Source organism: Arthrobacter sp. P1_B4, assembly GCF_056406555.1.
The window spans coordinates 1-18,775 of sequence record NZ_JBFTZW010000061.1 but is presented as its reverse complement, the minus strand read 5'-3'; the positions used below and the strand labels follow the sequence as shown (position 1 = coordinate 18,775).

At 66.8% G+C, this 18,775-nt stretch carries 21 protein-coding genes and 2 pseudogenes; 17 read left to right on the top strand and 6 right to left on the bottom strand.

All coding sequences use genetic code 11. From position 1 onward, the window contains the following. Positions 1-504 precede the first annotated feature (504 nt). The 11 genes from AC1D1W_RS15555 to AC1D1W_RS15505 all read left to right on the top strand — a co-directional run bounded on the left by AC1D1W_RS15555 (position 505) and on the right by AC1D1W_RS15505 (position 9,609). On the top strand, positions 505-969 hold the full coding sequence (locus AC1D1W_RS15555; protein WP_243177482.1) for a YegP family protein: 465 nt from the start codon (positions 505-507) through the stop codon (positions 967-969). A gap of 52 nt (positions 970-1,021) precedes the next feature. Then, a complete protein-coding gene (locus AC1D1W_RS15550; protein ID WP_243177483.1) occupies positions 1,022-1,699 on the top strand; it encodes a PAS and ANTAR domain-containing protein in 678 nt (225 codons plus the stop codon). 161 nt (positions 1,700-1,860) lie between these two features. Then, a complete protein-coding gene (locus AC1D1W_RS15545; protein WP_243177485.1) occupies positions 1,861-2,478 on the top strand; it encodes a TetR/AcrR family transcriptional regulator in 618 nt (205 codons plus the stop codon). Between the two features lie 137 nt (positions 2,479-2,615). Further along, the gene (locus AC1D1W_RS15540; protein WP_476944160.1) at positions 2,616-2,846 is read left to right on the top strand and encodes a hypothetical protein; all 231 of its coding nucleotides are present in this window, start codon (positions 2,616-2,618) and stop codon (positions 2,844-2,846) included. Positions 2,847-3,103: 257 nt separating this feature from the next. Further along, entirely contained in the window at positions 3,104-4,159 is a 1,056-nt protein-coding gene (locus AC1D1W_RS15535; RefSeq protein ID WP_476944159.1) for an ABC transporter substrate-binding protein, read from the top strand. Then, positions 4,156-5,094, top strand: coding sequence for an ABC transporter ATP-binding protein (locus AC1D1W_RS15530; protein WP_476944158.1), 939 nt, complete (start codon positions 4,156-4,158; stop codon positions 5,092-5,094). The genes AC1D1W_RS15535 and AC1D1W_RS15530 overlap by 4 nt, the downstream gene beginning before the upstream one ends. After that, on the top strand, positions 5,094-5,984 hold the full coding sequence (locus AC1D1W_RS15525) for an ABC transporter permease (protein ID WP_028276294.1): 891 nt from the start codon (positions 5,094-5,096) through the stop codon (positions 5,982-5,984). Before AC1D1W_RS15530 ends, AC1D1W_RS15525 begins: the two co-directional genes overlap by 1 nt. 25 nt (positions 5,985-6,009) lie before the next feature. Continuing rightward, on the top strand, positions 6,010-6,957 hold the full coding sequence (locus tag AC1D1W_RS15520) for a TauD/TfdA dioxygenase family protein (RefSeq protein ID WP_476944157.1): 948 nt from the start codon (positions 6,010-6,012) through the stop codon (positions 6,955-6,957). Further along, positions 6,954-8,372: an LLM class flavin-dependent oxidoreductase gene (locus tag AC1D1W_RS15515; protein ID WP_476944156.1), complete on the top strand. Its 1,419-nt coding sequence runs from the start codon at positions 6,954-6,956 to the stop codon at positions 8,370-8,372. The genes AC1D1W_RS15520 and AC1D1W_RS15515 overlap by 4 nt, the downstream gene beginning before the upstream one ends. A gap of 88 nt (positions 8,373-8,460) precedes the next feature. After that, positions 8,461-8,763 carry a DUF4193 domain-containing protein gene (locus tag AC1D1W_RS15510; protein ID WP_028276296.1) on the top strand — a complete coding sequence of 101 codons (303 nt, stop codon included), beginning with the start codon at positions 8,461-8,463 and terminating at the stop codon, positions 8,761-8,763. Between the two features lie 93 nt (positions 8,764-8,856). Next, positions 8,857-9,609 carry a lytic transglycosylase domain-containing protein gene (locus AC1D1W_RS15505; protein ID WP_459384702.1) on the top strand — a complete coding sequence of 251 codons (753 nt, stop codon included), beginning with the start codon at positions 8,857-8,859 and terminating at the stop codon, positions 9,607-9,609. 89 nt (positions 9,610-9,698) lie between these two features. On the opposite strand, the gene AC1D1W_RS15500 is transcribed toward AC1D1W_RS15505, so the two are convergent. Next, complete coding sequence (locus AC1D1W_RS15500) at positions 9,699-9,908, bottom strand: hypothetical protein (protein WP_476944155.1); 210 nt, start codon at positions 9,906-9,908, stop codon at positions 9,699-9,701. A gap of 627 nt (positions 9,909-10,535) precedes the next feature. Then, positions 10,536-10,622 (bottom strand): annotated as a pseudogene (locus tag AC1D1W_RS15495) (AAA family ATPase); the annotation flags it as partial. Positions 10,623-10,694: 72 nt separating this feature from the next. On the opposite strand from AC1D1W_RS15495, the gene AC1D1W_RS15490 reads away from it, so the two are divergent. After that, positions 10,695-11,273 carry a histidine phosphatase family protein gene (locus tag AC1D1W_RS15490; protein WP_476944154.1) on the top strand — a complete coding sequence of 193 codons (579 nt, stop codon included), beginning with the start codon at positions 10,695-10,697 and terminating at the stop codon, positions 11,271-11,273. Positions 11,274-11,282: 9 nt separating this feature from the next. Here the strand turns inward: AC1D1W_RS15490 and AC1D1W_RS15485 are convergent, their stop codons facing one another. Then, the gene (locus AC1D1W_RS15485; protein ID WP_476944153.1) at positions 11,283-12,182 is read right to left on the bottom strand and encodes a C2 family cysteine protease; all 900 of its coding nucleotides are present in this window, start codon (positions 12,180-12,182) and stop codon (positions 11,283-11,285) included. A gap of 344 nt (positions 12,183-12,526) precedes the next feature. On the opposite strand from AC1D1W_RS15485, the gene AC1D1W_RS15480 reads away from it, so the two are divergent. The 5 genes from AC1D1W_RS15480 to AC1D1W_RS15460 all read left to right on the top strand — a co-directional run bounded on the left by AC1D1W_RS15480 (position 12,527) and on the right by AC1D1W_RS15460 (position 16,517). Next, the gene (locus AC1D1W_RS15480; protein ID WP_476944161.1) at positions 12,527-13,171 is read left to right on the top strand and encodes a DNA alkylation repair protein; all 645 of its coding nucleotides are present in this window, start codon (positions 12,527-12,529) and stop codon (positions 13,169-13,171) included. A 119-nt stretch (positions 13,172-13,290) separates the two neighbouring features. Continuing rightward, on the top strand, positions 13,291-13,779 hold the full coding sequence (locus AC1D1W_RS15475; protein WP_028276302.1) for a hypothetical protein: 489 nt from the start codon (positions 13,291-13,293) through the stop codon (positions 13,777-13,779). Positions 13,780-13,861: 82 nt separating this feature from the next. Beyond that, complete coding sequence (locus AC1D1W_RS15470) at positions 13,862-14,707, top strand: DUF4097 family beta strand repeat-containing protein (RefSeq protein WP_476944152.1); 846 nt, start codon at positions 13,862-13,864, stop codon at positions 14,705-14,707. Between the two features lie 32 nt (positions 14,708-14,739). Continuing rightward, complete coding sequence (locus AC1D1W_RS15465) at positions 14,740-15,684, top strand: ATP-binding cassette domain-containing protein (protein WP_476944151.1); 945 nt, start codon at positions 14,740-14,742, stop codon at positions 15,682-15,684. Beyond that, positions 15,681-16,517, top strand: coding sequence for an ABC transporter permease (locus tag AC1D1W_RS15460; RefSeq protein ID WP_476944150.1), 837 nt, complete (start codon positions 15,681-15,683; stop codon positions 16,515-16,517). The genes AC1D1W_RS15465 and AC1D1W_RS15460 overlap by 4 nt, the downstream gene beginning before the upstream one ends. A 197-nt stretch (positions 16,518-16,714) precedes the next feature. Here AC1D1W_RS15460 and AC1D1W_RS15455 read toward each other — a convergent pair whose 3' ends face one another. The 3 genes and pseudogenes from AC1D1W_RS15455 to AC1D1W_RS15445 all read right to left on the bottom strand — a co-directional run. Then, the gene (locus tag AC1D1W_RS15455) at positions 16,715-17,752 is read right to left on the bottom strand and encodes an LLM class flavin-dependent oxidoreductase (protein ID WP_476944149.1); all 1,038 of its coding nucleotides are present in this window, start codon (positions 17,750-17,752) and stop codon (positions 16,715-16,717) included. A gap of 95 nt (positions 17,753-17,847) precedes the next feature. After that, a complete protein-coding gene (locus AC1D1W_RS15450) occupies positions 17,848-18,450 on the bottom strand; it encodes a hypothetical protein (protein ID WP_476944148.1) in 603 nt (200 codons plus the stop codon). Between the two features lie 111 nt (positions 18,451-18,561). Next, positions 18,562-18,775 (bottom strand): annotated as a pseudogene (locus AC1D1W_RS15445) (NmrA family protein); the annotation flags it as partial.

Here is an 18,775-nt window from a genome sequence, read left to right as displayed (position 1 = left end):
GTTTGACGGCTCAAGGCCCGTGTTGTCGCGCAGCCGGCTTACGGCTACTGGTCCGTCGGCGAGCATTTCCAGCAACTGGATTCGGGCAGGGTGGCCCATGGCCTTGAACAGTTCTGCCTTCACATCGGTCTGGACCGGACTTGCAGGAAGATCATCCGGCATTGGGGCCTCCCTCCTTCACATTCAACTATTCTGAACCGCGCGTCTGTGCAGACCCCGGCGACAGGAAAACAAGCATGAGCAAGACAGAAAAGTCTGTCTTGCACACCCATGATTTGGTCAGCCCGCTTACATATCGTAGCGCCGGACCGCTGCAGTGTCGTTGCCGCCGCYAGACAGGGTGGTACCTCTTGCGCAGGTGAGTTGCATAGTTCAGACTTTCATGAATTCATCAATTCGATTCGGCCGGTACGAGTGACTGGCATCGTTCGGGTGGATTCAGGCTGTTCCCGGTGACAACGGCGTCGCCGGGAACAATCGGGTCCCGGCTTCCAGGAGGGTTCTATGACAGGCATGTTCGAACTGTTCACCGATACCGACAGGTCCTACCGATTTCGACTGACGGCCCCGGACGGGACCGTCATGGCCCTCTCCAGGCCCTTTCCAGACCTGCCGGCGGCGGTGGCTGGGATCGCAGCAGTGCGGGAGTACGCCGGCATGGGGCTGGTCTCGGAAATTTCGGCGCCGCGGGATGACGCGCTGCTCCAGTCCGCGGCCGAGGGCATTCCCGTGGAACCCAGCGCGCAGAGGCGCGGAGTTCACGAGGCGCACGTGCAGGGCCGGCGCGCCCGGGCGAGACCGGCCCGTGGCGGGGCGCCCAGGTCTCCTGAAGGGCCGCCGCGCCTCCGCATCCCGTCCGCAGCGCGCTTCTTGGCCCGACTCGCAGGGACCCGGAACCAGCAGCTGATCGTGCGGTGGCGGCAGGCACTGGAGGCGCGGACTGCGCAGGTTGGGCTCAGCTCGTGCTGACCGTGTCCCGGGACAGGGCGCCCGCCGGCGGGCCGGGCAGGCAGGCCCGGCCATGACGGAGTTGAAGGCGTTGCAGGCCTATTCCAGCGCGCTGGCTACCGAGGACTGCCTCGCCGGGACCTTTCGCTACGATGTGGCCTCGGGGGAGCTGCAGTGGTCCGAGCAGATTTACCAGATCCACGGCTATCAGCGCGGCGAGGTGGTGCCCACGGTGGGTGTTCTTATGCAGCACGTGCATCCTGACGACCGGACGCCGTGCAGGGAAATCTTTGAGGATGTGTGCCGTGGCGGAGGTTTTTTCGCCAATTATCATCGTCTCTTCGACGCACGCCGGCGTGAACGGCGAGTCCTGACGGCGGGGGAGGGCGTGCTGGACAGTGACGGGAAGCTGTCGTTCGTCGACGGGTTCATCCTGGACCTCACCAGAACAGTTCAAGTTGAAACGGACCGGTCCGCCCGCGAGGCCGTCGCCGGAGCCATCGGCACCCGAGGCCTTATCGAACAGGCCAAGGGCATCCTGATGGGGATACTCCATATCGGTTCCGACGACGCCTTCGAACGGCTTTCCGCCTACAGCCAGCATCACAACATCAAGTTGGCCCACACGGCTTCGGCCATCGTCCGGCTGGCCAACAGCACGCACGAGTCAGCGACCCTCCGCAGCTTCGTCCACGCACTGGACAGTCGGTTCTCACAACGCCGGGATGGCAGCCGGGTTCTCCATCCCTAGGTGGAGGTAGGGCGCCGGAAGGGCCCTTCGCCGGCCCGCCCGGCGTCGTGCGAGCGTGTTACGCGCCGAAAGCGCCGGGGGGGAAAATCCGGGGGAGACTGATAGCACACTCCGAGGYAGACCGGTCTGTACGCCTCGGTCCGGTGTAAAATTTTTTTATCATGACTGTCAACGACGCCGAGGGTCCTCCGCTGCTGCCCGCCACAGCCATGGCCGGCCGCGACGAGCCGGTGGACCGCATTCTCGCCACCGCCTACGAGTTGTTCTCCCGCCGCGGCATCCGCGGAGTAGGGGTCAATGAGCTGATCAGCAGTTCAGGGGTTTCCAAAGCAACCTTCTACCGGCACTTTCCGTCCAAGGACGCACTGGTGCTGGCCTTCCTGGAACTCCGCGACCAGGTGTGGACCGTGGACCTGATCGTGGCCGAGGCCAGCCGGCGGGGCAACACCCCCGAGGAGAGGCTGCTCGCCGTCTTTGACGTGTTCGGTGACTGGTTCCAGCGCGAGGATTTCGAGGCGTGTTCCTTCATCAACGTGCTGCTGGAAATGGGCGCCGGGCACCCGCTGGGCAAGGCGAGCATCGATTACCTCAGCCGCATCCGCGGGCATATCCAGGCACTGGCCGAGGAAGCCGGGCTGGACCGCCCCGAGGAATTTGCCCGATCCTGGCACATCCTGATGAAAGGCTCCATCATTTCCGCCACCGAAGGGGACGCGCTGGCCTCCAAGCGCGCCCAGCAGATGGCGCGATGGCTCATCGAGCACCACCGGGGCCTCTAGCCGCTGCGCCCGGGGGTTCTCCGTCTTGGCTACCGGCATCTCTTTAGCCCGGCACGCGCCATAGCGCCCTGACAAACCCTTCCGAAACAGCTGCGCCATGCCCGGGCTGCGATCCGCCGCGATCCGCAAGGGTGGAGGTGTTCAGTCGCCGCGGCTTTGAAGGCACCATCGACATCGGCTTCGCCGAGCTGCCCGCGCCCGACACGCCCTTGTTCGTCCTGCTGGTCCGGCTCGACGTTCTGGGCCAGGACTGCCGGAGCCGCGTCGGGAACGCAACATTCGGCCATATCCTGCGAATTTTCTTCGTGCGCGGACTGCGGCGGCGCGGTGCCGGCCCCGTCATGCACAGTCACCGCGCGTCAGCATGACTTCACAGTGACCGTCCGATGGGGCGCGGACACGTCCCGGAATGGCCGCAGATGACGGCCTGAGTCTGCCCTGTTGCGGACTGCTTCCCAATGCGACCTCCCGGGTAGCGATTGTGCCCCGCGGCTGATTTCGTCGCCGGATTACGCACGGTTTCCTCGGGAGTCGAGGCGCCTGCGGAACGAATTCGATTCTGCTCTGATGGTGGGCACGGTCCGGTAGCCCCGGCCCGCACCATCGAATCCAGAAAGAATCCGCTATGAAAAACCGACACTTACCCGCAGGACTTTTCTCCACCTTGGGCGTTGCTGCCGCCGTGGCGGTCTCGCTGGTGGTCTCCGGTTGCGGCGGCCCTGCGAGCGCCCAGTCCCCTGCCGGAAATACCCCCGGGGCACCCGAAGTGACCGAACTCCGCTACGAGGGCTCGGCCAACAACGTGAGCCTGCCGGAGCTGGCCGAGGACCTCGGCTACCTCGGCGACGTCAAGCTGAACTGGGTGGGCAACACCATCAGCGGGCCGGCGAGCATCCAATCAGCCGCGACAGGAGCCACCGACTTCGGCGGCGCCTTCTCCGGCGCCGTGGTCAAGCTCATCGAAGCCGGCGCGCCGGTCACTGCGGTGATCAACTACTACGGCGAGGACGAGAAGACGTTCAACGGCTTCTACGTCACCCAGGACAGTCCGATCCGGACGCCGCGGGATCTGATCGGCAAGAAGATCGCCGTCAACACCCTGGGCGCCCATGCGGACGCCGTGATCAACAGCTACCTGAAGAAGAACGGACTGTCGCAGGAGGAAATCAGGCAGGTACAGCTCGTCGTCGTTCCGCCCAACGACACCGAGGAGGCCATCCGCCGCGGCCAGGTCGACGTCGGGGCGCTCGGCGAAGTGCTGCAGGATAACGCTGTCGCCACGGGCGGCCTGCGGTCCCTGTTCAGCGACTTCGAACTCTTTGGAACCTTCGCCGGCGGCCAGTACGTCCTGCGCAAGGACTTCATCGAGCAAAACCCGGAAACCACGAAGATCTTCACCACCGGTGTGGCCAAGGCCATCGAATGGGAACGCACCACCCCCCGCGACGAGGTGATCGCGCGGTTTACGAGCATCATCAACAAGCGTCAGCGCTCCGAAAGCACCGCGGCGTTGAAGTACTGGAAGAGCGTCGGAGTCCCGTCCAAGGGGGCCATCAGCGACCAGGACTTCACCCGCTGGTCAGCATGGCTGAACGACACCGGCATCGTCAGCGGCGGGATCACCCCGTCCAAGTACTACACCAACGATTTCAACGGACTGCTGAACGGGGCGGCATCATGACCCGCGGTGCCGGACCGACGCCGAAAATCAGCCTCCGCAACGTCGGGAAACAGTTCACCGTCCGGCCCAGCAAGGACCAGCCCGAGGGCTCCACCCTGACGGCGCTGGAGGGCATCACCCTGGACGTCGCCGCGGGCGAGTTCATTACTCTGGTCGGGCCGAGCGGCTCCGGCAAAACCACCCTCCTGGACCTCCTCGCCGGGCTCACCCGGCCGGACGCCGGCCAGGTGCTCGTGGACGGCAAGGAGGTGACCGGGCCCGGCCGCGACCGTGCAGTCGTCTTCCAGCAGTACGCCCTTTTCCCATGGCGCACCGCGGCCGCCAACGTCGCCTTCGGCCTCGAAGGAACCGGCAGCGACGGGCGCCGCCTGAGCCGGAGGGAACGTGCCGACAAGGCCCGCCACTACCTTGAGCTCGTCGGCCTCTCCGGTTTCGAGGACCGGTATCCCCATGAGCTGTCCGGCGGCATGAAGCAGCGGGTTGCCATCGCACGGAGCCTCGCGTACGAGCCGGACGTCCTGCTCATGGATGAACCGTTCGCAGCGCTGGATGCCCAGACCCGGGAACAGCTCCAGGAGGAACTCCTGCGCATCTGGCGCTCCACGGGCAAGACCATCATCTTCATCACCCACGGCATCGACGAGGCTGTGTACCTGGGCCAGCGGGTCGCCGTGCTCAGCTCCCGACCCGGCCGGCTCAAGCAGATTGTCGACATTGACCTGGGGGAGCGGAGCGGTGACCGGGACGTCCGCTCCGACGCCGTCTTCGTCGAACACCGCCACGAAGTCTGGTCGCTGCTGCACGACGAGGTCCGGAAAGCCCAGGAAGCCGGGCATGCCAAGATCCGGCCCGACGGGTCCGCGCCCGACGAGGCACCGCAGCTCAGCAAGAGACAGCCCAGCAAGGGACAGCTCAGCAAGGGAAGGGCCGCCTGATGACCGCACCAACACTGACCAAAGACCTGACTGCGCCCGCTACAGCCGCTACTGGGCGGCCCCCACAGCCCGCCGCAACCCGACGCCTTCCCGCCGTGGCCCGTTCCGGAGCCCGCAGGGCCGGGCGCGGGATCTGGGCCTCGGGCGCAATTGTGCTGTTCCTCTTGCTCTGGGAACTGGGCCCAACCTACCTCGCCACGGCCTCGACCAGGGTCTTCCTCCCGCCGCTGCACGAGGTCCTGCGGGCACTGGGATCACTCATCGCCAAGGGCCAACTGCAGAACCATCTGGCAGCCAGCCTGACCCGCTCCGCCAGCGGCTTCGGTATCGCCGTGGTCTTCGCCGTCGCCCTTGGCCTGCTGGTCGCCTGGTACCGGTCCCTTGACCGGTTCCTCAACCCACTGCTGGAGGTGTTCCGGAACACCGCGGCGCTGGCGCTGCTCCCGGTCTTCACCCTCCTGCTGGGGATCGGGGAGACTTCCAAGATCAGCATCGTGGCTTACGCCGCGTTCTTCCCCGTGCTGCTGAACACCATCGCCGGCGTCAGGACCGTAGACCCGCTGCTCGTCCGGGCCGCCCGCTCGCTGGGGCTCTCCAACTTCCGGCTGTTCCTGAAGGTCATCCTTCCCTCGGCGGTGCCGACCATTTTCACCGGAATCCGGATGGCCGGAACGTCCTCGATCCTGGTGCTCATTGCGGCGGAGATGGTCGGTGCCAAGGCGGGCCTCGGGTACCTGATCGTCAACGCCCAGTCCAGTTTCCTGATCCCGGACATGTATGCCGGAATCCTCACCGTCTCGCTGCTCGGCCTGCTGGTCAACTACCTGCTGGTCGCCGTCGAACGGCACTTCTCCCGGTGGCGGACCGCCGTCGGATCCCAGTCGAACTGACCCCCGCAGACCAAAGGAGTCCACCATGTCCATAACCACCCAAACCCGCCTCGAATTCCGGAAACTCAGCGCCCGCATCGGTGCCGAGATCCGCGGCCTGGACCTCAGCAGCGACCTCAGCGACGCCACAATCGCCCAGATCCGTGAAGCCCTGAACACGCACAAGGCCCTGGTCTTCCGGGACGCCAACGTCCGCGACGACGAAGCCCAGGTCCGCTTCGCCGCCCGCTTCGGCCCGCTCACCCAGGCCCACCCCACGGTGGCCTCCGTCGAGGGAAAACCTGCGGTCCTGCCGGTGGACAGCGAAAACGGCAGCGCGAACAACTGGCACACCGACGTCACGTTCGTCGTGAACCCGCCGCAGGCCTCCACCCTGCGCAGCATCACCTTGCCGGCCTACGGCGGGGAGACCCTGATCGCCTCGGCCGCCGGAGCCTACGCCGATCTGCCGGACGAGCTGCGGAACTTCGCCGATACCCTGTGGGCCGTCCACACCAATGATTACGACTACTCCGTGCCGAAAAACCTCGAGCACGCCAGCGCCGGTGAGCGGCGGAAGGAATTCACCCGGATCCACTTCGAGACTGCCCACCCCGTGGTCCGGGTCCACCCACTGACCGGGGAGCGCGGCCTCTTCATCGGCGGCTTCGCCCAAAGGCTGCGCATCGTGGGACTGTCCAACACCGAATCCAAGGACATCCTGCGGCTGCTCCAGGCCTACGTCACCCGCCCCGAGAACGTGGTCCGCGTCAACTGGGAACCGGACCAGCTGGTGCTGTTCGACAACCGCATCACCCAGCACTACGCCCCGGACAACTATGACGGCCAGCCCCGGCAGCTGAACCGGGTCACGGTGGCCGGCGACGTACCCAAGGGCATCGACGGACGCAGCAGCACGTCCATCCAGGGCGATTCCTCCACCTATTCCGAGACGGTCGAACTGCGCGCCGGCGTTCCCGGAGTTCAGCTGTGAGTGGGGCACGGCAGCTGCACCTGAACGCGTTCCTCATGAGCACCGGTCACCACGAGGCCTCGTGGCGGCTGCCGGAAAGCGACAGTTTCGCGGGGACGGACGTCGCGCATTTCCAGCGGCTGGCCCGAACGGCGGAACGCGGGACGTTCGATTCGATCTTCTTCGCGGACTCACCGGTGCTTCACGGCGACGTCGGCCAGCGGCCCTACGGCACACTCGAGCCGACCGTCCTGCTCGCCGCCATCGCCGCCGTCACCGACCGCATCGGGCTGATCGCCACGGCGTCCACCACCTACAACGACCCCTACAACCTGGCCCGCCGGTTTGCCTCCGTGGACCACATCAGCGGCGGCAGGACCGGGTGGAACGTGGTCACCACCGCCGGAGACGCCGCCGCGAGGAACTTCTCCCTGCGGGACCAGCCGGCCCACGCGCTGCGGTACGAGCGGGCCGCGGAATTCCTCGACGTGGCCCGCAAGCTTTGGGACAGCTGGGAGGACGACGCCGCCCTCGGCGACAAGGAAGCCGGGACCTGGGGAGACAACACCAGGGTCCACCCGGTCAACCACGCCGGCACGTTCTTCAGCGTCCAGGGGCCGCTGGACGTGCCACGCTCCGTCCAGGGCCACCCGGTGATTGTCCAGGCCGGCTCCTCGGAGGACGGCAAGGACTTCGCCGCCCGCTACGCCGAAGCGGTGTTCACGGCCCAGCAGACGCTGCCCGACGCACAGCGCTTCTATGCCGACCTGAAACGGCGAACCGCCGCCGCCGGCCGTGACCCGGGAACGATCAAGGTGCTCCCGGGCATCGTTCCCGTCATCGGCTCCACCGAGGCCGAGGCGCGGCGGCTGGAGCAAGACCTCGACGAGCTGATCCACCCGGAGCACGCCAAAAGGCAGCTCGCCGGGGTGCTGCGGGTCCCCGCAGCATCCCTGGCCCTCGACGCCGAGCTGCCGGACGACCTGCGCTCCGAGGACGAGATCGAAGGGGCCAAGAGCAGGTACACGCTGATCGTGGACCTCGCCCGGCGGGAACGGCTGACCGTGCGCCAGCTCATCGGCAGGCTCGGCGGCGGCCGCGGCCACCGTACTTTCTCTGGCACCCCTGAGCAGGTGGCCGACGCGATCGAGGAATGGTTTGTGGCCGGGGCGGCGGACGGCTTCAACATCATGCCCCCCGTGCTTCCGTCCGGCCTGGACGCCTTCGTGGACCACGTCATCCCGGTCCTGCGGGACCGCGGACTCTTCCGGCGCGCATACAGTGGACGGACGCTCCGGGAACACTACGGGCTGCCCCGGCCGGCCAACACCGTCGTCTCGGCTGCCCGCAGCAGTCCGGCGGGCCCGGGCCCGGCGGGGTCCCAGGACCCCGCGCCGGTGCCGGCCGACGCGGTCCCGGGACTCCGTTCGGCCTGAAGGACTTGGTTCACATGAGGCGGCGGCGCGCGCAATGGTGTACGTTGGCTTCCCGTCAGAACTAAACACAGGAATGAGAGTCACCCCCGTGGCAACCGATTACGACGAAGTCCGATCCGACGTCAAGGAGTCGCAGGATAATTCCCTGCAGGCGCTGCAATCCGCCAACGCCCCGGATGCCCGCAGCGTTGTCCGAGAACTGGATGAAGCCGACGCTTTTGACGATGCGATCAGCCCGGGCGGGGAAATTGTCGCCGAGGAACTCGTCGTGCAGGTCATCCCGCAGGCGCAGGACGAATTCACCTGCTACTCCTGCTTCCTGGTCCGGCACCGGTCCCAGGTTGCACGCGAAAAGAACGGCCACGCTTACTGCGTCGAGTGCGTTGGCTAGGGCCCTGGCCTCCCGCGTGTCCGGCGCGGCGCGGCTTTCCGTGCCGCGCCGGACACGCGGGTCAGTACCGTCCCCGGCCGGCCCGTTTAGTCCATGCTCCGTCTGAAACGCCTTGCCGTACTCGGCCTGTTCGTATTTTTCGTCATCACCGGGTTCTTGTTTTGGGCCTTCCGGTTCTCCGGGGCGGAGACCCGCGTGGCCCTGCCCGCGCCGCCGCGGGCAGAGGCGAAACTCGAATCGCTGTCCGCCGGCATCACCTCCGCCGTGAACATCACCCGGAGCGCGGACGCCGAGTGGCTCACCCATGCCGCCGCGCAGACCGGCATCCCCGCCCGGGCCCTCCAGGCCTACGTGGCCGCGGCCAGTGCGGCCAACACATCGGCCCCGACGTGCGGGATCGGCTGGAATACGGTGGCAGCGGTGGGCTTCGTCGAATCCGGCCACGGAACGTACGGCGGCGGCAGCCTGACCGCCACAGGCCAGGCGAGCGGGCCAATTGTCGGTCCGAGCCTCAACGGCGACGGCTTCGCCGCGATCCCTGATTCGGACGCCGGCGCCCTGGACGGCGACGCCCGGTGGGACCACGCCGTCGGACCCATGCAGTTCATTCCCTCCACGTGGCAGCTCGCAGGCCGGGACGGGAACGGCGACGGAACAGCCGACCCGTTCAACATCGATGACGCCGCGCTAAGTGCCGCCTCGTACCTGTGCGCCCACGGCGGTGACCTGACCACCGCCGCCGGCTGGGCCGACGCGATCTACTCCTACAACCAGTCTGATCCGTACGTGGACCACGTCCGCGACCGGGCCACTGCCTACGCCGCACAGTCGGGTACTCCCGGATAGCGCCACCGTGCAACTCGACTTAGTATCCGGACACCCTTGCCGGCTCCCAAAGTGATTGGCAGCGGCCCGGCCGCGTTCCGGCCAGGCCCCTATGCCCGTGCCCTGGCGACCAGGTCTCCTGTCGGGCCGAGAACGAAGTCCACATCGAGGGATGCGCTGGGCCCCTCACCCATAGAGATCTTCTCGTCGAAAGACCCAAAGGTGGCCGGCAAGAAGTACCCCACGTTGTCCCAGTAATACTGGAAGACATACAGGAGGGGATCTTCGATCGTATCCAGGTCCTCCCCAAGGCGGTACACAACAACGGCCTTCCGGCGGACCTCTTGYGAATTCGAGCACCAGGGCAGAATCAGCCCTCCCGCATTAGCCATATTTCCAGGCGGAACCTGATCTGTGTCCCTTGGAATGATCCCCGAGGGATCGCCCGGGCCAAGGAGGGGATTCCACTCAAGGTCCTCGTAGAACAGGTTCACGCCCACATCGGCTGGCTGTCCCGGCAGACGAGTTCGGTTGGTGAGCCTTTCCAGGCCTGAATTCCACAGAAGTGGTCCTCTGCGGTCCTGCGCACCGTACGAAACCTTCTTCCGCGATGCGGAAGTGGACGCCAGCGCCGCGTCTTTGGCGGCCCTAGCCGCAGTTACCGTCTTTGGGCCTGGGGGCGGTTGCTCGAGATCCATCCTTACTTCTCCTGTCCAAGAGGTGACCGGAGCGCTCCCGTTGTTGACCGCAAGCGGCTCCGCCTGGGAGGGGCTCAAGGGATGCAATATGCTCCGCCGTGCAGCGGTTGTTGCGGCATGAGGGCTGGGCCCGGACGGTTATCGGCCATCTGCGGAATGACTCTCGTGTGAACTCTGCGTCCGGTGCTGGCCATGCGTCAAGGGACTATGCGAAAGGGCGGTGTTTTGTGATCGCTCGTTGTCGCATTTGCCGATGACGAGGATGCTCGCGGCGGCTCCGATGACGTCGTCGGTGAGGGTTTCGAGCTGGTTGATTTTGAGGACGCGGGTGATCTGGCACGTGGGTCCCGCGCTCCCGGGCCGGCGCCTCTGTCATCGCCAGCCTGCCGTCAGGGCAGAATGGAAGGCATGACCTCTACGACGTTCGCCCTCATCCGCCATGGCCAGACGGACTGGAATGCACAGCGCCGGCTGCAGGGATCCACCGACATTCCCCTGAACGACGTCGGCCGCGGCCAGGCTCGCGACGCCGTCGCCGTCCTGTCCGGCTATGAATGGGACGCGATCGTGTCCTCGCCGCTGAGCCGTGCCGCTGAAACCGCCGATCTCATCGCCGCCGGGCTCGGCCTCAGCGTGGCCCGGCGCGTGCCGGAGCTCGCCGAGCGCAGCTTCGGACCCGCGGAGGGCCTGCAGGACGGTCCTGAACTGGACGCACTGCGCATTCCTCATGGGTTCCGCGGAGCGGAAAGCGAGGACGAGGCCGCCGGCCGGGGGTTGGCCGCGCTTGAGGCGCTGGCCGAGGAGTTCCGTGGCCGCCGCGTCCTGGCCGTCGCCCATGGCACGCTCCTGCGCGTGAGTCTCAGCCGCGCCGTCGGCCGCACCCTGGAAAGCATCGACAACGCCGTGCTCAACCTGGCCCACCACCATGCCGTCGACGGCTGGCAGCTCGAATACTTCAACGGCGAGCGGGCCATGGCTGCCGTTTAGGGCTGCCGCTCAAGGATATGTCGGTATCGCGATGTACTGGTTGATGTTCGTTGACTGGAAGGTCGCAAAAGCCAGCGTGGTGTGGCCACCCTCCGGATCACCCACCACGACCGTTTGGTCGGAGGGATTCAGACCCAGCAATGCGTAGGAATGGTCGGAGACCAGCTCGCCGTCGGAGTTGGACGTCCCAAAGGTCACGAGGCCCTTCGTGAAATCCTGCTGCATCTGCTCAAAGCTCACTCCCGTCATGGGGCCGCCGGGGTTGCGGTCGACGCCCACTTCGCCGGTGATGGCATAGAGGGCGTTGTGCACATCATGATCCTGGGCGTTGCTGAGGTCGGTGCCATCGATGCCGTTGTAGCTGTTGCCGTTCGCGGCCGCCCACCCTTTCTCGATAATCGCGGCCCATGACACGTTTTTGCCATCGATATTTTCGATGCCGTTTTCGAAGGGCTTGCCGCGGCGGTACGGAAGATCACCGTTGACCGTGACCGTCACCGGATTGGACACTCCGTCGTACTTGCTGTGGAAGGAAATGGTGTAAGTGCCGTTGCCGTTGTCATGGACCATGTTCAAGACGGTCGCAGGGGCCCGGGAGGCCACTGTCATCAACGCTGCGAGGAAATAGCAATCGCCGGCGTCACCCTGCTTGATATTCGTCAAGTCTCCGGAGAGATCCGGGTTTCCGGAATCATCAAGCGCAAACAGAACCTGATTCGGGACCTTCTGGAAAGTCGCACGTCCCGATACCGAAGGATTACTCACCGGGGCCCCGGACGCTCCCGGAGGCGGCGTAACCGGTGACCGGGTAGTGACGATCCACGCAATTCCAAGAATTACCATCACCGCCACCACTGAGAAAATGACGGCGGCGCGAATTTTTGCCGGCCTGGACACTGCACGTTCCATATTCCGAGCCCTCCCGTCCTGCGGGGTTCCAGCCCCGCAACGGCACCGCCGCGGCAACCTTCCGGGGGCTGCCGCCGTCGGGTCTCTCCCGGTTGATCAATTCATCAGCTGATCAACAGCTTGCCGCAGGCAACCAGTCTGGGGCAAGGGGCAGCGGGCGATTCACAGGTGAGCACCGGACGCTCACCGGCGTGCGCGGCCACGGTGCAGTCGTCTGTTTTCGTCGCCAAGCCGCTTATTGCCGCGGGCGGCCGAACCGCCGACGTATGCTGAATCGCACAAGCAACGGACAGGAGGCCGAGGTGGCCCAGACGACGGAAACCGGAACGACGGCGGCCGAGGTGATGGCCGAGCTGGCCGACCTCGAGGACCCGAGGATCCGGGACGTGAACGCCAAGCACGGTGACGACCACGGGGTGAACCTCGGCAAGCTGCGGGCGTTGGCCAAGCGGCTCAAGACGCAGCAGGAGCTGGCCGGTGAGCTGTGGGGGACCGGTGATACCGCGGCGCGGCTCCTGGCGCTCCTGATCTGCCGTCCGAAGGCGTTCGATCGTGATGAGTTGGACGTCATGTTGCGCCAGGCGCACACTCCCAAGGTGCAGGACTGGCTCCTCAACTATGTGGTGAAGAAGAACCCGCATGCCGAGGAACTGCGCGTGGCCTGGTTCGCCGATCCGGACCCGCTGGTGGCAAGTGCCGGCTGGGCGCTGACTACCGACCGCGTTGCGAAGAAGCCGGAGGGCCTCGACCTGCCAGGACTGCTCGACATCATCGAGGCGCAGATGAAGGACGCCCCGGACCGCTTGCAGTGGGCGATGAACCACTGCCTGGCCCAGATCGGGATTGAGCACCCCGAACACCGCGCCCGCGCGATCGGCATCGGCGAGCGCCTGGAGGTGCTCAAGGATTACCCGACGCCGCCGAACTGCACCTCTCCGTTCGCGCCGATCTGGATAGCCGAAATGGTGAACCGACAGGACGCCAACTAGGACTCAGGGCGAGGCCCTTCGCCCGTCCTCACCCTCATCGAGCCGCCGCACCAACCTGCGGATCACCCGTGACACCACGAAGGCTTGACGTGACACCACCGTGGTGTCACTATGGTGGCATGGAACTCGGACAATACGTCAACGACCTACAGCGGCAGCTAGTGGATGCCGCGGAGAACGGCTCGGAGGACACCCGCGCCGTGGCCGAGCGGCTCGCCGCCGGACTGGACGCCGCGACCCGGCTCGTGCTCCTCGACGTTCTCTCGGCTGCAGCCGGCGAGATCACCCGCGACCTCGCACCCGGATCAGTCGACATGCGGCTGCGCGGACGCGACGTCGAGTTCGTGGTGACCCAGCCGAACCCGGAATCTGACACCGACGAGCGGCCGGCCGCACCCCTCGACCTCGACGACGCGAGCACCTCGCGCACGACGCTCCGCCTGCCGGATGCCCTCAAGACGCGGGTGGACGAGGCCGCGGCTGCTGACGGCCTGTCCGTCAACACCTGGCTGGTCCGCGCGGTCGCGGCCGCTCTCCAGCCCAAGCAGCGACGATCCGCGCAGCGCACGCTGCGCACCGGCGACAACTTCGCCGGCTGGGCGCGCTAAACCGCCCACCGCACCACACGACACCCTCCAACCACGCGGACCCGCGGGGTCGATCAAACACACCCAAAAGGAAGGCGCCAGCATGCCCACCTACGACACCCCCACCCCCATCGACCTCGCCATCAAACTGCAGGTCGGCGCGATCGAAATCATCGCCACTGACCGCGACGACACGGTCGTGACCGTCTCGCCGACGAACCCCGCGAAGGCGGTCGACCGGCGGGGCGCGGAAGAGACCAGGGTCGACGTCGACGGCCAGCGGCTCATCATCACCGGCCCCCGGCCCCGCATCAGCTGGGTCGGCCCCACCGAGTCGGTCGATGTGAAGGTCGAGCTGCCGGCCGGGTCGCGGCTCACCGCCGAGATAGGGGTCGGCGGCGTGCGCACCGTCGGACGCCTCGGCGCTACCCGGATCAAGAGTTCGATGGGCCGCGTCGATCTCGACTCCACCGGCGACCTGTGGCTGCGCGCCTCGCACGGCAACGCGACCCTCGGCACCGCCGAGGGCGGGATCGAGATGACGGCCGACCACGGTCAGATCCGGATCGGTAAGGTCACCGGCGATGCGATCCTCAAGGCGTCGCACGGCACCATCCTGATCGGGGAGTCCGGCGGCGACCTTGAAGCGAAGCTCTCCTACGGCGACCTCGAGATTTCGAAGGCACTCGGCTCCGTCGCTGCGAAGACCGCCTACGGCAGCATCCAGCTCGCAGAGGTCTCGAGTGGTTCCATCCAGGTCGAGAGCGGCTTCGGCCAGGTCACCATCGGCGTGCGTCCCGGCGTTCCCGCCTGGCTCGATCTGTCCTCCAAAGAGGGGCACGTCCGCAACCAGCTGGACAGCGACCGCGCTCCCAACGCGTCCGAACAGACCGTCGCAGTGCGTGCACGCACCCAGCACGGCGACATCAGCATCCAGCGCGCCCAATGACTCCGGGCCACCAACAGAAGGGAACGAAGCACATGAACACGCCAGCAATCGAAGTCCGCGGGCTGCGGAAGTCCTACGGCGCAAAGGCAGTGCTCGACGACGTCGACCTCATCGTGGACGCGGGCACCGTCACCGCGCTGCTCGGCCCGAACGGCGCCGGCAAGACGACGACCGTGCACATCCTGTCCACCCTGGTGCGGCCCGACGGCGGCACCGCACTGGTGAACGGATGCGACGTCGTGCGCAATCCCGACGGCGTCCGCGCCGCGATCGGCCTCACCGGCCAGTTCTCCGCGGTGGACAAGCTGCTCACCGGCGAGGAGAACCTGCTGCTGATGGCCCGGCTGCGCCATCTTGGAGCGAAGCGCTCGAAGACCCGGGTGGCCGAGCTGCTGGACCAGTTCGACCTCGTCGAGGCCGCCCGCAAGCCGCTCGCCACCTACTCGGGTGGCATGCAGCGCCGCCTCGACCTCGCCATGACCCTCGTCTCGGCGCCCAGCGTCATCTTCCTGGACGAGCCCACCACGGGCCTGGACCCGCGCAGCCGCCACACCATGTGGGACATTGTCCGCAGCCTGGTCGCGGACGGCACCACCGTGCTGCTCACCACCCAGTACCTGGACGAGGCGGACGAGCTCGCGGACCGCATTGCGGTGCTCGACGGCGGCCGGCTCGTCGCCGAGGGGACGCCGGACGAGCTCAAGCGCCTGGTGCCGGGCGGACATATCCGGCTCCGGTTCGCCGATGCCGCGCGGCTCGACGCCGCCTCCGGGCTGCTCGGCGAGTCCGCCCGCGACGACGCCGCTCTCTCGCTCACCGTGCCGAGCGACGGCGGTGTCGGCGCGCTGCGCACCGTGCTGGACCGCCTCGACACGGCCAACCTGGAGGTCGACGACCTCAGCATCCACACCCCGGACCTCGATGACGTGTTTTTCGCGCTCACCGGCCGGGTCGAGACGAAGGGAATCGAATCATGACCACCATCGCCGCCAAGCGCCGGACGGCCCCGGGCACCGGCCAGCAATCGCACGTCATTGCCGACTCGGTGACGATGCTGCGCCGCAACCTGCTGCACATGCTGCGCTACCCGGGCCTGTCGGTGTTCACCATCGTGGGGCCGGTAGTCCTGCTGCTGTTCTTCGTGTTCGTGTTCGGCGGCACGCTCGGGGCCGGCCTGCCCGGCGCTGATCCGGCCGGCGGGCGCGAGGCGTATGTCGCCTACGTCATGCCGGGCATCCTGCTGTTGACCATCGCCGGCAGCGCAGGCGGCATCGCGACGACCGTGTCGATGGACATGACCGAGGGCATCACCGCGCGGTTCCGGACGATGGCGATCTCGCGGGCCGCGGTGCTCGCCGGGCACGTGCTCGGCAATACCATCCAGGCGATTATCGCCGTCGTGCTCGTGCTTGGCGTCGGCCTCCTGATTGGCTTCCGCCCGACCGCCGGGTTTGTCGAATGGATCTCCGCCGCAGGTCTGATCGTGCTCATCGCGTACGCGATCAGTTGGCTCGGGGTGGCCATGGGCATGCAGGCGAAGTCGGCCGAGACCGCCAGCAACCTGCCCCTCGTGCTGACCTTCCTGCCCTTCCTCAGCAGCGGCTTTGTGCCGACCGAGTCGATGCCGGAATGGCTGCAGTGGTTCGCGCAGTACCAGCCCTTCACGCCGTTCATTGAGGCCATCCGCGGGCTGCTGCTCGGCACCCCGCTCGGCTGGAGCCCGGTGCTGGCAATCGGGTGGTGCGTCGTGATTGTGGTCGCGGGGTACATCTGGTCGATGGCGATCTACGAGCGCAAGTCGGTGCGCTAAGCCCAGGGTGCACCCGGTTGCTGCGGGCGGTCGCGAGCGCATCGCGGCCGCCCGCCCTGTGCCTCAGCCGAAGTGGTGTTCGGCGTCAAGGCTGCCGCTGGTGAACGCCGGCCGGACCGGCGTCGTCGCACTGGCGTTGCAATGCTGGATCCCGCAAGCGTCGACGACGCGGCGCCCGGGGAATCTGTCACGAGGGGTCAGCGCCAGCCGAGCTGCGGCGCCACATACTTCAGGATCGACTCGATGACGTGGGCGTTGTAGTCGACACCGAGCTGGTTCGGGACCGTGAGGAGCAGGGTGTCTGCCGCGGCGATCGCCTCGTCCTCGGCCAGCTTTGCGGCCAGCTCGTCCGGGGCACCGGCGTAGGAGCGGCCAAAGACCGCGCGTGTTTTCTCGTCGATGTTGCCCACCTGGTCGGAGCTGTGGCGGTCGCGGGCGAAGTACTGCCAGTCGCGCTCGTCCGTCAGCGCGAAGATGCTGCGGCTGACCGAGACGCGCGGCTCCCGCTCGTGCCCCGCCTCCTTCCAGGCCTGCCGGTAGAGCTCGATCTGCTCGGCCTGCTGGACGTGGAAGGGCTTGCCGCTCTCATCATCCTTGAGCGTGGAGCTCTGCAGGTTCATGCCGAGCTTCGCCGCCCAGATGGCCGTGGCGTTCGAGCCGGAGCCCCACCAGATGCGCTCGCGCAGCCCCCTTGAGTGCGGCTCCACGCGCAGCAGGCCCGGAGGGTTCGGGAACATCGGGCGGGGGTTCGGCGCCGCAAAACCCTTGCCAGTGAGGACCTCGAGCAGACGCTCGGCGTGCCTGCGGCCCATGTCGGCGTCCGACTCGCCCTCGACGGGGGCGAAGCCGAAGTAACGCCATCCGTCGATGACCTGCTCGGGTGAACCCCTGCTGATGCCCAGCTGCAGCCGGCCGCCCGCGATCAGGTCGGCCGCGCCAGCGTCCTCCGCCATGTAGAGCGGGTTCTCGTAGCGCATGTCGATCACGCCGGTGCCGATCTCGATGCGGCTTGTCCGGGCCCCGATCGCAGCGAGCAGCGGGAACGGGGAGGCGTATTGCTGCGCGAAGTGGTGGACTCGGAAGTAGGCGCCGTCCGCACCTAGCTCCTCGGCCGCGACCGCGAGGTCGATCGCCTGCAACAGCGCGTCCGACGCGGTGCGCGTGCCGGAATCCGGGTGGTCGGTCCAATGGCCGAAGGACAGGAATCCGATGTTCTTCACACCGGAAACGAACATGGTGGCGGCGGTTCTTATTCCCGCGGGCCCTCAGCCTCGCACCCCTCCCGCGGGACGCCTGGCGCCCCTGGCGCCCCGTAGGCGGGACCGCGGGCTCAGCCGGCCTCGTAGGGGGTCCGGAAGAGGGTGATTCCCCATTCCGGGTTGTGCAGCACGATTCCAGTCTCCCGTTGTGCAAACTGAAGCGGAGCTTGAAGGTATCGTTTCATCCCCGACTGTTCCTGGTCCCACGGGAAGTTGCACGTGCCCAGGGAACTTTCCAGTGTCCCCGGATCCGGCGTGATCGTTTCGGTGGCAATGCTGACCGTGACCGCATACGAAGCACAGGGGATGCGCACGGTCATTAACTTGCGGCCGCCAACGCTGCCGAACCGTATCGCGTAGTCGCCGGAGCTCATTCCCGGACCACGGGGCACAGAAGCCGGCGTCATGGAACCGGCTGTGAAGTACTGGCAATCCAGCGCTCCGTTGGCTACGGCGTTCTCTGCACGCTGTGGCAGGCATTCATCTATACCCTGCCGGGGGGCAGGCGGAATCGGCGGAGCCGGGGCGAGGGTCATGCCCGGTGACAGTCCGGCGCCCGTCGACGGTGCGGCCTTGGCGGCGGGCGGTTTGGTGACCGTTTGCTCGCCGGCCGGCATGCATTGTGGGGGAGTAGATGCGCAGGCCGCGGTTAACGCGACAACGGCGAGGCTCACTACGGATAGCAGTGTCGGCGTCGTGTGCATTCCATAACGAGCGGGTCCCCCGGGCGCGACCATGATCCGAACCCTAGGGGTTCGGGGCTTGTCCGTGCAACAACCCCCAGGCTAGGCGACCGGGGCCGGTGAGCTTTGCTGCACGTGCTGGTCCAGGATGTCCCGGGCGGTTGTCCACGTCCGGCTCCCGTACCGGTCGTTGCTGACGTAGTTCAGGGTCGCGTCGCCGCTGAACATGCTGGCGAAGTACTGCATGCCCTGCCACGGCGGGAACGGCTTGTCAGAGGCCGGCATGAAGGCTTTGACTGCCCGGCTCATAGCAGTC